The sequence below is a fragment of the Saprospiraceae bacterium genome (genome assembly GCA_016719615.1).
GTDB lineage: Bacteria > Bacteroidota > Bacteroidia > Chitinophagales > Saprospiraceae > Vicinibacter.
This window is the reverse complement of the sequence record JADJYQ010000006.1, coordinates 451,437-466,099: the sequence shown is the minus strand read 5'-3', so window position 1 is coordinate 466,099 and position 14,663 is coordinate 451,437. Positions and strand designations below refer to the sequence as shown.

At 36.5% G+C, this 14,663-nt stretch carries 10 protein-coding genes; 7 read left to right on the top strand and 3 right to left on the bottom strand.

Translation table 11 applies throughout. The features are described from left to right. On the bottom strand, window positions 1–278 hold a 278-nt coding region (locus IPM92_14545), incomplete at its 3' end, for a hypothetical protein (GenBank protein MBK9109550.1). A 291-nt stretch (window positions 279–569) separates the two neighbouring features. Here IPM92_14545 and IPM92_14540 point away from each other — a divergent pair. Continuing rightward, entirely contained in the window at window positions 570–1,190 is a 621-nt protein-coding gene (locus IPM92_14540; GenBank protein MBK9109549.1) for a hypothetical protein, read from the top strand. Continuing rightward, a complete protein-coding gene (locus IPM92_14535) occupies window positions 1,177–2,061 on the top strand; it encodes a hypothetical protein (protein MBK9109548.1) in 885 nt (294 codons plus the stop codon). Before IPM92_14540 ends, IPM92_14535 begins: the two co-directional genes overlap by 14 nt. A 142-nt stretch (window positions 2,062–2,203) precedes the next feature. On the opposite strand, the gene IPM92_14530 is transcribed toward IPM92_14535, so the two are convergent. Together IPM92_14530 and IPM92_14525 are read right to left on the bottom strand one after the other, a co-directional pair. Then, complete coding sequence (locus IPM92_14530) at window positions 2,204–5,473, bottom strand: CHAT domain-containing protein (protein ID MBK9109547.1); 3,270 nt, start codon at window positions 5,471–5,473, stop codon at window positions 2,204–2,206. 414 nt (window positions 5,474–5,887) lie between these two features. Continuing rightward, a complete protein-coding gene (locus tag IPM92_14525; protein ID MBK9109546.1) occupies window positions 5,888–8,764 on the bottom strand; it encodes a CHAT domain-containing protein in 2,877 nt (958 codons plus the stop codon). A gap of 243 nt (window positions 8,765–9,007) precedes the next feature. Here IPM92_14525 and IPM92_14520 point away from each other — a divergent pair, with 243 nt between their 5' ends. The 5 genes from IPM92_14520 to IPM92_14500 all read left to right on the top strand — a co-directional run bounded on the left by IPM92_14520 (window position 9,008) and on the right by IPM92_14500 (window position 14,115). Beyond that, window positions 9,008–9,820 (top strand): sulfite exporter TauE/SafE family protein, encoded by an 813-nt coding sequence (locus IPM92_14520; GenBank protein ID MBK9109545.1) that lies wholly within the window; start codon window positions 9,008–9,010, stop codon window positions 9,818–9,820. A gap of 66 nt (window positions 9,821–9,886) precedes the next feature. Further along, complete coding sequence (locus IPM92_14515; protein MBK9109544.1) at window positions 9,887–10,252, top strand: rhodanese-like domain-containing protein; 366 nt, start codon at window positions 9,887–9,889, stop codon at window positions 10,250–10,252. Between the two features lie 12 nt (window positions 10,253–10,264). Continuing rightward, entirely contained in the window at window positions 10,265–11,473 is a 1,209-nt protein-coding gene (hflX, locus tag IPM92_14510; GenBank protein ID MBK9109543.1) for a GTPase HflX, read from the top strand. After that, window positions 11,473–12,567, top strand: a complete 1,095-nt coding sequence (locus IPM92_14505) for an aminopeptidase (protein MBK9109542.1) — start codon at window positions 11,473–11,475, stop codon at window positions 12,565–12,567. The genes hflX and IPM92_14505 overlap by 1 nt, the downstream gene beginning before the upstream one ends. Before the next feature lie 690 nt (window positions 12,568–13,257). Further along, window positions 13,258–14,115, top strand: coding sequence for an SRPBCC domain-containing protein (locus IPM92_14500; protein ID MBK9109541.1), 858 nt, complete (start codon window positions 13,258–13,260; stop codon window positions 14,113–14,115). The last annotated feature ends 548 nt before the right edge of the window (window positions 14,116–14,663 follow it).

The window sequence follows — 14,663 nt, the reverse complement described above, 5'->3', positions numbered from 1 at the left end:
TGAAAATCGCTGCCTTTTCCCTGCACAAAATCAAATTTGAACGTACTGTTTACATTGATGATTCCCAATTGGGTCAGATTGCCTGTGCCCTCCATAGTGATCATAGCTGATAAAGGCATTGTACCGGAAGAATCTAACGTCAATGGGATAAAACTTTTTCGTACATAAGTCATCGTTCCGGTTGCATCTGCATTCTCCACACTTAATTCATCATCATCACTGCAGGAAATAAATCCGAGGCAGCTACACAGAAAAAGAAGATTTAAGGTGGTTTTCATAATTTTTACTTTTATTGTTTTAGTTAAGAATTCAAGTTCTCCGCATCATATACTTGAGCCTTGCTCCAGTTTTGGAGTCCTTCTATCCCTTATTGTTACCGGAAAGGAAAATGTAAAGAATTTCAAAATAATTTGTTTCCATGACTATGGTTCTGTTCAAGTCTCTTACTCGGTTGCCTGAATAGATATAAGAAAAGTATTTATCTGTTAACAAATGATTGATTTACATTTTGAAGCTTCCATGACAATAACTAATATTGTATGTTTGCATGGACCTTAATACTTGGACCTATGGAGGAGGTAAAGAAGAATCCTTTACACTGGATTTTTCCGTGCAGATTGTATCAAACAGATGAAAAACTGTTCATTGGCCTGGCCAGGGAAGAGACCCAGGCTATACAGTGTCTGTTGCAAAATGTTGAAAGTTCTGTATCTAAAATGATGAAACAATTAGAGCTCCGGGATGAATTATTAAATGAAATCCTACACGATGGCATGCTCATTTTGTTGAATAAAATAAAATCGGACCAATTTCAAACGGAGCGGTCATCGCCAAAAACCTACTTAATCTCGATTTGCAAGAACTTATGCCTGAATGCATCAAGGCTCAAACATCATCTGCTCACAGATCCTTTAGACGAGCAACTGCATGAGTATCCTACACTGGAAGATGCTGACCTGGGCATTGGTGATAAACTGAAACTATTGAAAAGGATGCTCGAAGAGCTTGGCTCTCCCTGCAAAGAGCTCATTTATCTCAAATATATTTCCGAACTTTCAGATGAAGAACAAATAAAGGAAAACAGGACAAGCTATAAAAATGCAGATTCGTTGAGGGTAAGCCGCAGTCAGTGTATGAAAAAACTGTTGGCTTTATCAAACAAATATAAATCCAGTTATGCGCAACTTTGACATTGAAAAATATATAAACGGCGAAATGACGGAAGAGGAACTGGAAGCCTTCGATCGTCAGTTGAAACTCGACCCGGATCTACAGGCTGAAGTCCATCAAACCAGAGAATTGATAAAAGATCTTCGTCGGATAGGTCTTTCAGAAAAAATACAACAAGCACAACAAAACAACAGACGATTAAAATGGATTAAATGGATTGCTATTGCGGGACTGATCAGTGTGGGTATCCTCTATTTTAGCACAATAAACTTTACTTCGGATTCAGGCCTCCATCCGGCAAAAACCATCCTAATTCCTGAGCAGGTGGACAAAATTCTTTTGCCGGAGGACAGCCTTCAAAACAATTCAAAACAACCTATCCGAGATAGTTTGCCAAAGCAGCAAGAAACACTTCCAAAAGAAACGCCCATCTTTGCATGGCAAGATCCCGGTTCTGCCCGAGAAATGGCCGATTTTTATTTTTCTACTCCCGAAGATTTTTCTTATGTCAGAGGCGGTTCAACGGAAAGTTTACTGGACTCTGCAAAAATGGAATTTAATTTAGAAGCCTATTCTAAAGCATTGGATTATCTTCATAAACTAACTAACGTTAGTTTTGAAAAACCCTATTTTCAGGCCATTTGTTATTTCAGACTCGGTAAATATACCGATGCCGGAAATTTATTTAAATTGTCCCTCAGCCAAAGTCCGGACCCTCAAAAAACTATGGATATAGAATGGTACTCCTTTTTAAATGCACTGGCCTGTGGGAAACCCTGCAATAAAGAATTTACAAGGCTATCACAATCCATTCAAAAAGACGAAGCATCTTTACTTAAAGCAGGTCAAATTGATTTTAAAAAAGAAGATCAAAATAGTCCCGCCAATTAGCCATAAATAACCGTAATAAAAATCGAAAATATTTAAAACTTTCGGTTCTTATGTTTTATTCTAACAATAACTGATGAAGCCGCCAGCCTGTCGGCATGCTGACGAAAATCAAAGTGAGAATGAGCGCGGAGAATGAGAAAACTCATTCCACCAACACAAATCCCGCCCAGGCATAAGGATTGATAAAACGCTCCCGCATTTCTTTCTGCGTCATCCTGAATGCTTCAGGTATGCTTTTCTTTTTCGTCAGCCAGTTCTTATAAAAACTTACCATGAATTCTTTGGTCTCGCGATCCGGAACCTGCCACAAACTCATCATCAAATATTTTGCTCCAGCTATTTTAAATGCGCGTTGCAATCCATAAACGCCTTCGTTGCCTTTGATATCGCCTAATCCGGTTTCACAGGCTGATAATACGACGAGTTCGGTATTGGATAAATTCATTTGACTGATTTCGTAAGCTGTTAGCACACCATCCTCCCGACCTTCCAGCGTCTGTTGTCCTTTCCACCCGGCATTTCCGCCAGCTAAGATAAGGCCCGAACGGAGCATGGGATGTTCTGAGATTTTAAAAACGGGTTCTTCACCGGAAACAGCCAACTGTGAATTATCAACTTCCTTGTTCGGATCTGGAAAAAAATATCCATGTGTCGCAATATGCAAAATCCTGGGAGAGCTTTTCAAATTCTCTATCTTCTTAAATGCATCCTCTGTAGCAGATTTTCCAGTTATTAACTTTACATGTATGGAGCTGCTTTCTAATAAATTACCGATAGCTGAAATCTCTTTGATTGTCCATGGTAACATTTTCCAATAATCGTTAGGTAAAGTATTATCATTAGACTGATTGTCGACTCCATCGTGACTCCTTGTTGATACTAGCGAAAATGTATCAAGATCTGTTGAATCCTGGGAATAATGTATTCCTCCAAATAAAATGGCATTATTATTTTGTGGTAAATAACTCTGGCTTTGAAACAGTTGCTTACTACTTGACAACGAAACAATTTGTATCTTCTCCCCTAATGTTTGATTACCTGTTAAAGGTATAGCACTTAAATTAACTCTATGCATAATGCCTGATGCCGAATAATAGATTTTTTTAATTCCCTCCATATATTGCGACATAGGTTTCCAGATCAGTTTCAATAAAGCATTATTTATATTTTCGTCTTTTTGATCACTTGAAATTGAATACATATCTCTATAAAATTTCTGCCCGGATACCCTTCCAACTGGATCATTGAGTACTGAATCCAAAGAACGCTCACTACACAAATAAACAAAAACTGGTTTTGCCCAACCACCCCTCAATAATAGAACCGAATATACTTTTTCCTTGAGGCTATCTATTTCATTCCGATTAAAATCCAGAAATTCTACGACAACTTCATCTTTTCCAATTTTGCCTAAAATATCTTGATAATTCACAATTTGATCAAGTTGTAAAAATCCATGCTGATCTCTAATTAATTTCTTCTCAATTTCATTGGCTTTATCCTCCAATGTATCAATTTTATTTTGATTTCTTTTTGCCAATGTATATTCAATAGATAATTGGCGCTTATAACCTTTCAATCGCAAATAGTCTTCAGCGATATGTCCAGATTTTTTTGCCAATGAATTAATTTTTGAAGCAGAATTCAATGCAAAAGCCCTTTGAAAAAGGATATTATCAAAAAGTAATGTGAGCATCTCATTAGATATATCCTCCTGTTTCTTTTCCACTCGGTTTAGATATGCACTTACTAAGAAATCTGAACTGTGTTTAAAAGAATTCATATACATAACAAGTTCCCTTTCAGACAAAAACGTCAAGCCATGTCGAAGTCGTTCCTTTTCTAACTCAAAAAACACTTGAAATAGGGGTTCTGAACGCTTAAATAAGCCCTTCATTTCATAAAACTTTGCCATATTTAACAAATTCTCCCGATACACAACATCATTTTTAACATGTTGCTTTTCCAGTAATTTATTTGCTTGATTAAATAATGAATCGGCAATCACATCCAAATTCATTTTAACATATAAAGTAGCCAGGTTTTTCAGACTTCTCGCGTAATCTCTACTTTCAACCCCTAATAAAGTTTGAATAATTCGTTTAGATACCATAAAATAGGATTCGCTTAAATCGTATCTCCCTGTGGTTTTATATAAAATAGCTAGATTTTCTAAATATGCAACACTCTTCAAATTCTCACTGCCGTATAATTCCTCATTGATTTGCAGTGCTTCCTTGTAATATATTTCTGCCTTCTCAAATTCTGAATTATAGAAATAGAGTATTGCAAGATTTGCTATATTTGAAACAAATCCATCATGGTTTCTACCGAATTTACTTTCATTAATCTCTTTTGCTTCAAGATATAGTGCTTCCGCTTTTTTATAATTACCCAATCCCAGATACAATCCTGCTAAATTATTTAACCCTAATGCATAACTTTCGATATCTTTTTCTTGCATTTCTTCTTTTTTTACAATCATCTCACGCTGGTAAGTTTCTGATATCTCAAACTCCCCAATCTTAAAATATATGCCTACTAAATTTTGAATACACGCTATATATAGCGGATGTTTTTTTCCAACAAGTTGTTCAAATATTTCTTTCGCCTCGAGATATAAAGGTTTTGCTATTTCATACATAGCCATATTTGAATATAAAATCCCCAGAGTATTAATACACGTAGCATATTTACCACTATTTGTACCCTCTGTCATTGCTAGTAAACTTTTAGCTTCCATTAAATGGATTTCAGCTTCTTCAAATTTTTCAAGCTTAATATACAAATATGCTAAATTATGCAAATTCACAATGTAATCAGGATGGGTATCTCCTAAATTTTTTTTATAAAAATCCTTGACCTCCAGATATATTGATTCCGCTTCTTTAAAACGGTTTGTCAAATTAAAAATATTCGCCAGACTTATCAAAGAGGAACAATACTGCTTACTATTAATACCAAATATCTTTTCTCTTAGGATCAATGACTCCCGACAATAATTTTCAGCCAATTCGTATTTATGCTGATCTCTGTATAACACACTTACTTGCATCAATATGGCCGGGTATTCCTCGTCATTTGTTGCATTTTTTTGCTTATAAATTTCCAATGCTTGAAAATATCCTTTCTCAGCAGCAGCATAGTCCATTTTTAGAAAATGAACTCTGCCAATATTAAAAATTACTTTTGCATAAATCACTGATTCTTTTCCCACAGTAACTTCACATAAAGAATCAGCATCATTTAATAATTTTAATGCCGTATTTAGATCTCTTTTTAGTGAATATTTTCTAGATTCTGATATTAAATTATTCACTTCTTTGATTACACTATTTGTATCCACAATTTGTGAGAATACAAATGAAGGAATAAAAGACATAATAAAAATAAACTTGTTTAAGGTCTTCACTGAGTTTGAGTATTTAAATAAAAATAACTATAAAGAAGTCTTAAAATGATTTAAATTTGTAATAATCATTGCCAATAACTCAATAAACCCAAAATTGGATGAACAATAGCTGTTGACAGAAAATCAAAGATGGTAATTTTTACTCACATACTAAAAACCAAATAACTAGTAATAAATAAATGCTTGGTCTCAATTCATTCTTATATCTATTTCACATTTACATAGTTCGACAAAGAAATCCAAAATACACTAAGCATAATTATATCTAGAAGAATGAGTGAGATATAAGAGTTTATTTGTCTAAATTACTCCACCCACACAAATGCTGACGAAGCGGAGCTTGTCTGCATGCTGTCCAAATGCGTCAGCACCCCCAAAAATCAGAGTGAGAATGAGCGAAGAGCACGAGGAAATTCATTCCACCAACACAAACCCCGCCCATGCATAAGGATTGATAAAACGCTCCCGCATTTCTTTCTGTGTCATCCTGAATGCTTCGGGTATGCTTTTCTTTTTCGTCAACCAGTTTTTATAAAAACTCACCATAAATTCTTTAGTCTCGCGATCCGGTACCTGCCACAAACTCATGATCAAATATTTCGCTCCTGCTATTTTAAATGCACGTTGCAATCCATAAACGCCTTCGTTGCCTTTGATATCGCCTAATCCCGTTTCACACGCTGATAATACGACGAGTTCGGTATTGGATAAATTCATTTGACTGATTTCATAAGCGGTCAGTACACCATCTTCTCGAACTTCCAGCGATTGTTGTCCCTTCCACCCGGCATTTCCGCCTGCTAAGATAAGGCCCGAACGGAGCATGGGATGTTCTGAGATTTTAAAAGCGGGTTCTTCACTGGTAACTGCCAACTGAAAATTGCCAACTTCTTTCTTCGAATCTGGAAAAAAATATCCATGAGTAGATATATGCAATACACGTGGTGATGCTGTTCTCTCACCAATTTGTTTAAAAGATTCTTCTGTAGCCGCACTTCCACGTTTGACCATGACCTTAAAAGCCTTGGATTTTACCACTTCTTCTATGGCCTGAATCTCTCTTTCAGTTCCCGGCAAATAATTCCAGCTTCCGCCTCGCAAGCTTGTATCGACGTATTCAAATGATAACTCACCTCTTGATCTTGAAGCTAAAATAGGCTCTGATCCATTAAAAGTACTATCCACATCAAAATGTATGCCTCCATACAATACCACATCCTGATTGCTAACATTCGTTAGTCCTGAAATAACTAATTGCCGGGTACTGTTCAAAGTGATTATTTGATAGCGATCGCCAATCGTCTTATCATAGGATATTGAAATAGCTTCAAGATGAATACGGTGCAACAATCCTGATGGTGAGTAATAAATTTTCTCAATTCCATGTAAATATTTTTCCATTGGCGCCCAGATAAGTTCATACAATGACTTAACTCCCTTTGAGTCTTTATGGATAGCTCCTCTATCTATATTTTGATACAAGAGATTCACATAATCTGATCTTCTCGAAATATGTTGACTCAATACAGAATCCAGGGACTTTTCTTCAAAAAGAGGTACGAATATCGGTTTTGCGTATTCCTTAGCTAATAAAACTGCTGCATATAATGTATTCCCATTATATCCATTCCTATGATAATTAAAATGAATTATTTCCATTGCAAGTTCCTTTGGTTTTAAGGATCCTCGCATTTCTTCCCATGTTACCATCTTTAATAAATCTGCAAGTCCATCTACTTTGTCAATGATTTCTTTTTCTTTTGAATTACACAGTGCTTCCAGTTCATTTGTTTTAGTTCTTTGACTAAGCGGTTTGGCATATTCCTTATAAAGATTTTGCTTACATTCGTTTAAACTTTTGAACTGATCATTAATGAATTCATCTTTATTTTTAATCCTTTGGATGGCTCCATATGAATTTAATACGAAGCCTTTAAAGAAAAGCGCATTATCAAAACTTAAGTTCTCTGCAACAACACTTTGAACTTTTGCATCATTTGCGTATGAATAAACCCTGTTTAGGGCTCCTTTAAAGGTATTTAAATATTGCAATAATTCACTTTCCGATAAATGGCTAGCACCATTCAAAATATTGCCTTGTGCTCTGTCGATAAGTAAAGTGAATATCGAATCCCCTTTTCCTGTGTTTGAGCTCAGATGATATAAATTGCTTTGCAGCAATAAACAATTATAATACGTATTGGAATGGTCTCCAAGAATCTCCATTATTTGTTTGTTCAAATTTAATAAACGAGATTCGGTTTCCTGAAAATTGCCTCTTTGAAGATGTAAGTCTGAAAGTGAAATAAGGCATTCAAAATAAAATGGATGTACCCTATTTTTGATTGTATTTTCAAAAAAAGAAATTACTTGCATATACAATTTCTCTGATTTTTCAAATTCATACATTTTAAAATATACATCAGCGAGTCTGCCCAGGCAATTAATATAATATGGGTGGACCGTAACTTTTAAAGAATCTTCAAACAAACTTTTGGCCTCTAAAAATACTAATTCTGCCTCATCCAGGTTTCCTGAGAATAAAGCCGTATTTGCAATTTGTACCTGTGTAGACGCATACTGCAAACTTTTTTTACCAAACTTTTTCTCAATACCTCGTTTACATTGGCTTCGGTAATCAATTACCTTATCCCAAATTCTCATAGTCGTATAAAGATTTGCCAATGATTCAAGTAAATCCAAATAAATAGGCTCGTCAACAAAACTATTGTCAACCATACAGCGGTAACTTTCCAATAATAATTTTTCAGCCGCCTTATAATCATTCTGGTTATATTTTAATGCGCCATAATTTTTTAGGATTGAGCAATACTTTGAAGTTGAACGACCATACGTTTCTTCTATTATACTTTTAGCAATGATGTAATTATTTTCAGCTTTTTCAAAATAACCAAACAAAGAACAGGAAGCGGCATAATCTTGCAAGACTATACAATACTCTGCATGAGCATCATTTTCCGGTTTACCATAAATTTTAATGGCTTCAAGATATTTTTGTTCAGCCAAAAAAAAATCAGTACCCTTCGCTAACAAATTTGCAGAATGGTGACAAATTTTGCCATAAGATTTAGAGAGCTTTCCAAAATGTAATGCTGACGATTCACCGGCCTTATCCAACATTTCCAATGCCGATTGTATATTTCGTTTGGATGCATATTCTTTGGATTTATTTATCAAACTATCCACTTGCTTAATAACTGCAGAATCCACAGGCTGGCCTTTGGAAGTTAAAGGCAATAAAAAAAGGAAGAATAAAAGATATTTTGCCATAGGTCGAGTTATTATTGTTGCCGCAAAATACAAATTCACAAACATCTTATTCTTAAATAAAATTCATTTTATTATTACATCTTACTAAACTGAAAACAAAGTCCTCAAGTATTCACTCCTAAATCATCAAAACCTAAAGATAAACTCCAATAAAATCCTCCATAATTTTACCCATCACAGTATATACCAGCCAATCCTGTTCAATCCTATTTAATCTTGTCCAATCCTGTTTAACTTTACACCATGTTTCTCCTCTTCCTCGCCTTCCTCTGCGCCATCCTTATTGGATTATCTCTGGGTATCATCGGTGCCGGTGGAGCCATTTTAACTATCCCTGTATTTGTTTATGTTCTGAAAGTCAACGGTCTGGACGCAATTACTTGTTCGCTATTTGTGGTTTGTCTCACTAGCTTTACTACGGCCATCCAATATTTTCGCATGAAGCAGATCCATGTCAGAGCCATTATTTCCTTCGGTATTCCTTCGTTGATCTCTGTCTGGATTTTCCGAGGTTTCGTTTTGCCCGCCATTCCAGATCGATTATTCACTTTAAACGATTACATCATTAGCAAATCCGGAGGTTTGCTCATCGTTTTTGCATTATTGATGTTTGTCGTGGCTTTCAAAATGCTTTCGAAAAATGTTGTTGAACACAAAGCAACAGATAAACATTTAAATCAAAACCTATCCTTTGTTTTAAATGGTCTTTTTGTAGGAGCCATCACAGGACTTTTAGGCGCCGGTGGCGGGTTTCTCATCGTACCGGCTCTTGTATTATTATTAGATCTAGAATTTAAAATTGCAGTAGGAAGTTCATTGTGCATCATATTTTTAAACACGGCCATGGGACTGATGGCAAAAACCGAACTTCTTTATCACTTAGACTGGAAATTGCTGAGCACTTTCACTTTCATTACCGTTAGTTCCAGTTTATATGGAACTCAAATTGCGCATCAATTTTCTTCCGAAAAACTCAAACGATTATTTGGATTTGTCCTCATCTTTGTAGCCTGTTTTATGTTGTACGAAGAAGTACTTCATATTCTGCTTAAATAATTGGCATCTTTTACTAAAACTTGAACTTTATATATCATTCTTTCGTTTCCTTCAAAATATATTTAAATGAAAATTTTCAATCCGACAGTAATATCCTTTTTATTATTAAGCTTTTTCGCTTGCAATCAAGCCTCTAATGCCCAGGAATTTGTAAAAGATGTAGCTACTCAACTCAAAAAAGAACCAGGAACTATTGTTGATGTTCGTACTTCTGAAGAATGGAATAGCGGTCATCACACCAAAGCTATACATGCAGATTGGTTAAGCGACGATTTCAGAAAAAAAGCGGCCACTTGGGATAAAAATAAAACCTACTACCTGCATTGTGCCGCTGGGGGCAGAAGTAGTGATGCTGTAGAGTACATGAAGAAAAATGGCTTTAAAAAAGTCTACAACCTTGGAGGATACGATGGCATTAAAAATTTAAAGTAATCGATATTCTTTATGCCGAGAACGTCATTTGATGTACAGGAATATAAAAATGCAAATGGCGAAGCTGAAAAAGCAATCCTCGTTGGCATCATCCTTCCGGACCAATCTGATAAATTGGTTCAGGAGCACTTGGATGAACTGGAATTTCTGGCACAAACTGCCGGTGCTCAAGTCATCAAAAGATTTACGCAAAGATTACCAGCGATCAATAGCTACTCTTTTATCGGTCCCGGAAAAATAAAAGAGATCGCTGATTATATGGAACACTTTCCGGCCAACATGGTCATCTTCGACGATGATCTCAGCGGTAAACAACAAAATATTCTCAAAAAAGGACTCATGGTTAAAATCATAGACCGTAGTTTTTTGATTCTCGACATTTTTGCAAGTCGCGCACAAACCGCACAAGCAAAAACACAGGTCGAGTTGGCACAGTTGCAATACATCTATCCGAAACTTCGCGGGATGTGGTCGCACCTGGAAAGACAGCGCGGAGGTATTGGTATGCGCGGACCCGGCGAACAGGAAATTGAAACGGACCGACGGATTGTAAAAGAAAAAATATCCCTACTCAAAAAGCGTTTGGAAAAAATCGATCAGCAAAATATTACGCAAAGAAAAAACAGGGACGAAATGATTCGCGTGGCGCTGGTAGGTTATACCAACGTCGGCAAATCAACGCTGATGAACTTACTGAGTAAGTCTTCTGTATTTGCAGAAAACAAATTATTTGCAACTTTAGACACTACGGTTCGCAAAGTCGTTTGGGATGCCATGCCTTTTTTACTTTCAGATACCGTAGGATTCATCCGCAAACTTCCGCATCATCTTATCGAGAGTTTTAAATCGACGCTGGATGAAGTGCGCGAATCCGATATTCTCATTCATGTTGTGGATATCTCACATCCGCAATACAAAGATCACATACAAACGGTAACGGAAACTTTGAAGGAATTAGGTGCCGGTGAAAAACCGGTCCTACTGGTTTGTAATAAAATGGATGCTTACCGCGAACAATATTTTGATAAATTGCTGGAAGCAGAAGTCAAAAAAGATCTCGAACAGGAATTGCATCGGCAAATGGAGGCCAATTATCCATATCCGGTCTTATTCATTTCCGCAAAATCGATGGAGAATATCGAATTGCTTCGCAATTTTCTTAAAGATGCGATCATCAAACAATACCTGATTCGCTATCCTTACAAAGCAAAAACCTGGTAATGTCTTGGATTGATAAATATGCCGATCTTCTGGTTCATTATTCTTTGTACTTAAAAGCAGGCGAACGAGTGTTCGTACGAACTACCACTTTGGCTGAGCCGCTGCTAAAAGCATTTTTTGAGAAAGCAACAGAAGCCGGCGCTATTGTAGAAACAGAAATATCTTTTGAAAATCAGGACCAAATATTATTGTCCAAGGGAAAAGATCATCAACTTTCACATGTTTCCGCATCCTTCAAACAAGCCATGACAGAATTTGATGCTGTAATGGTCATTCGTGCCCCGTATTTATCAGCACAAAAATTTCAAATACCTGCTGAAAACCGAAAAACAAGAATGCATTCGATACAAACTTACGATCAATTGTATTTTGAAAGATTGGGCAATGGTTCTTTAAAAAGAAGTTTGTGTCAATACCCTACAGCATATGGTGCATTTCATGCAGGGATGACACTTGATGAATATACTTTGTTTATACAACAAGCTTGTTTTTTAAACGAAGAAAATCCGGCTGTAAAGTGGAAAGAACTTTCGGCTTATCAACAGGGCATTGTCGATTACCTCAATACTTGCGATCATATTATTTATCGCAATCCGCAATTTGAGATTTCTTTTTCTGTAAAAGGACGTACATGGATCAACTCCGATGGCAAAGCCAACATGCCATCAGGAGAAGTGTTTACGAGTCCGGTAGAAGATAGCGTTGATGGTGAAATATATTTTAATTTCCCCAGCATCTATCAAGAACAGGATGTTCAGGGAATTAGGCTCATCGTAAAAGCAGGCGAAGTGGTTGAATGGAAAGCTGAGGTCGGACAGGAATTATTGGATCGCATTTTCCAGATTGAAGGAAGCAGAAGATTTGGAGAAGTCGCCATTGCCACCAATAAAAACATTCAAAGGCCCACAAAAAATATTCTCTTCGATGAGAAAATCGGAGGTACGGTACATATGGCTATCGGACAATCATACTTACAAAGTGGAGGTAAAAATCATTCATCGATTCACTGGGATATGATCACCGATATGCGGAAGGGTGGGGAGATTGTAGCAGATGGTGTTGTGATTTATAGGGATGGGGAATTTCTGATCTAATAATCTTTGGCACAAAGCTCATCAAGAATAAAATTTGAAAATTATATTGCATTTCGTTTTGAGATTATTTTCAAGATGGCGGTATGTGAATGGGGGTTGTGAATGGCAATTTGTTAAAAATTATTTTGGATTCTATTTCTGGATGGGTTGGAATTTTACAATTCGTTCGTATTTACGGTGCGGGATGGGTTGAAATAGTAAAATTCGATCGCATTTCGTTTCGGGATGGGTTGAAACCCATCCCTATTGATGGTTGCGTTTTAAATTTAATAATCCTCTTTTTGTTTGCAGTACTATTCAAAATCCTGAAATTCTCGTTTTTGAAAACGGCTGAAGCCGTCTGACAGTTTCAAATAATTTGCTTGGGTTTTTGATTCAACATTCCGTTCGCAAAACTAAGTTTTGCTATCACCAGAACGGATCCCGCTTTGAAATACATTTTGATATTAAGAAATTTAAAGAAAGCGGGATACGCTGGGGCGATAGGAAAACTCCGTTTTCCAAACGGATTATAAACCGGTGTTAAATTTTTTTTGCGCAGCAGCAGCAGGCCCCATCAGTTAAATACCTACTAACATTCGTTAGTCTTATACACATCACCTGAATATTAAATCTTTGATTGTTGCCTAAATTCTGGCGATATATTTTCAAGATATTTCTTATTTTTACCCCAACACAATCTTTCAGCTTATGATCACTGTAACTACCTTGGTAAACACCAGCCCACAAAAAGTTTGGAAATACTGGACCCATCCCTTTCACATTACAAAATGGAATGCTGCCTCCGATGATTGGCATTGCCCCCACGCAGAAAATGATTTAAGGCCGGGCGGTCATTTTACATCGCGGATGGAAGCCAAAGACGGGAGTATGGGATTCGATTTTACCGGAGTATATGATGCCGTCGAAGAAAATCAGCTTATCGAATATACGATGGCGGATGGTCGCAAGGCCCGGGTGGAATTTATCGATGAAAATGGACAAACGAGGATCGTGGAGTCCTTTGATCCGGAAAGCGAGAATTCTCATGAATTGCAGCAACAGGGCTGGCAAGCTATTTTGGATAATTTTTCAAAATATGCAGCGGGATTAACGCTGAAAAAAATTCAATTTGAATATTTCATCAATACAACTCCGGAAAGAGTATATCAGCTCATGTTGGCGCCCGATACCTACCAAAAATGGACGGCTGCTTTTAATCCCGGATCTCATTATAGGGGTAGTTGGGATGAGGGAACTGCCATTCACTTTGTCGGCACGGATGAGCAAGGTAATGAAGGCGGCATGGTGAGCAGAATCCAAAAAAACATTCCTGCTTCTTGTGTATGCATTGAGCATCTTGGAATTTTACAAGATGGTAAAGAAGTCCTGGACGGTCCCGAAATTGAAATTTGGAAGGGTGTTATGGAGTGTTATTATTTTTTACCAAGTGGAACGGGTACCAACTTAAAAGTTGAAATGGATACGATTCAAAGTTTTGATGCGTATTTTTTAGAAACCTGGCCCAAGGCATTGGAAATATTGAAGGGGATTTGTGAGGAGGGGTGAATTTTTAAATTGACATGAAATTTTAAATTTCGTTTTTGATTGCGTTTCGGGATGGGTTTTCGTTTCAGGATGGGTTGAAACCCATCCCTATTGATAATTTGTGTTAAATTTAATGATTCTCCTTTTGTTTTCGGCATTTTTTATAATCCTGAAATTTTCGTTTATGATTACGGCTGAAGCCGTCTTGCGGGTTCAATTTATTTGTTTGCGTTTTTAATTCATGATTTTTATCAATTTCCATCAATAGCCTCCAGCTTCAGCTGGAGGATCCTGTTTATAATTTTGAATTTTATTAATCGTTTTATTTTCGTTGCACGAATTGGTTGAAATTTTAAATTTTGTTTTTATATTCGTTGCGGGATGGGTTTTCGTTTCAGGATGGGTTGAAACCCATCCCTATTGATAATTTGTATTAAATTTAATGATTCTCTTTTTGTTTTCGGTATTTTTAATCATCCCGAAATTTTCGTTTATGAATACTGCTGAAGCCGCCTTGCGGGTTTAGTTTAGATTTCGGGTAATTAATTTCCTCTTTTTTAGAAACATAA

Excerpts from the sequence above, each read along its gene's own strand:
- IPM92_14540 (MBK9109549.1), top strand. The coding sequence starts at position 570 with ATGGAGGAGGTAAAGAAGAATCCTTTACACTGGATTTTTCCGTGCAGA.
- IPM92_14535 (MBK9109548.1), top strand. The coding sequence starts at position 1,177 with ATGCGCAACTTTGACATTGAAAAATATATAAACGGCGAAATGACGGAA.
- IPM92_14525 (MBK9109546.1), bottom strand. The coding sequence starts at position 8,764 with ATGGCAAAATATCTTTTATTCTTCCTTTTTTTATTGCCTTTAACTTCC.
- IPM92_14520 (MBK9109545.1), top strand. The coding sequence starts at position 9,008 with ATGTTTCTCCTCTTCCTCGCCTTCCTCTGCGCCATCCTTATTGGATTA.
- IPM92_14515 (MBK9109544.1), top strand. The coding sequence starts at position 9,887 with ATGAAAATTTTCAATCCGACAGTAATATCCTTTTTATTATTAAGCTTT.
- hflX (MBK9109543.1), top strand. The coding sequence starts at position 10,265 with ATGCCGAGAACGTCATTTGATGTACAGGAATATAAAAATGCAAATGGC.
- IPM92_14505 (MBK9109542.1), top strand. The coding sequence starts at position 11,473 with ATGTCTTGGATTGATAAATATGCCGATCTTCTGGTTCATTATTCTTTG.
- IPM92_14500 (MBK9109541.1), top strand. The coding sequence starts at position 13,258 with ATGATCACTGTAACTACCTTGGTAAACACCAGCCCACAAAAAGTTTGG.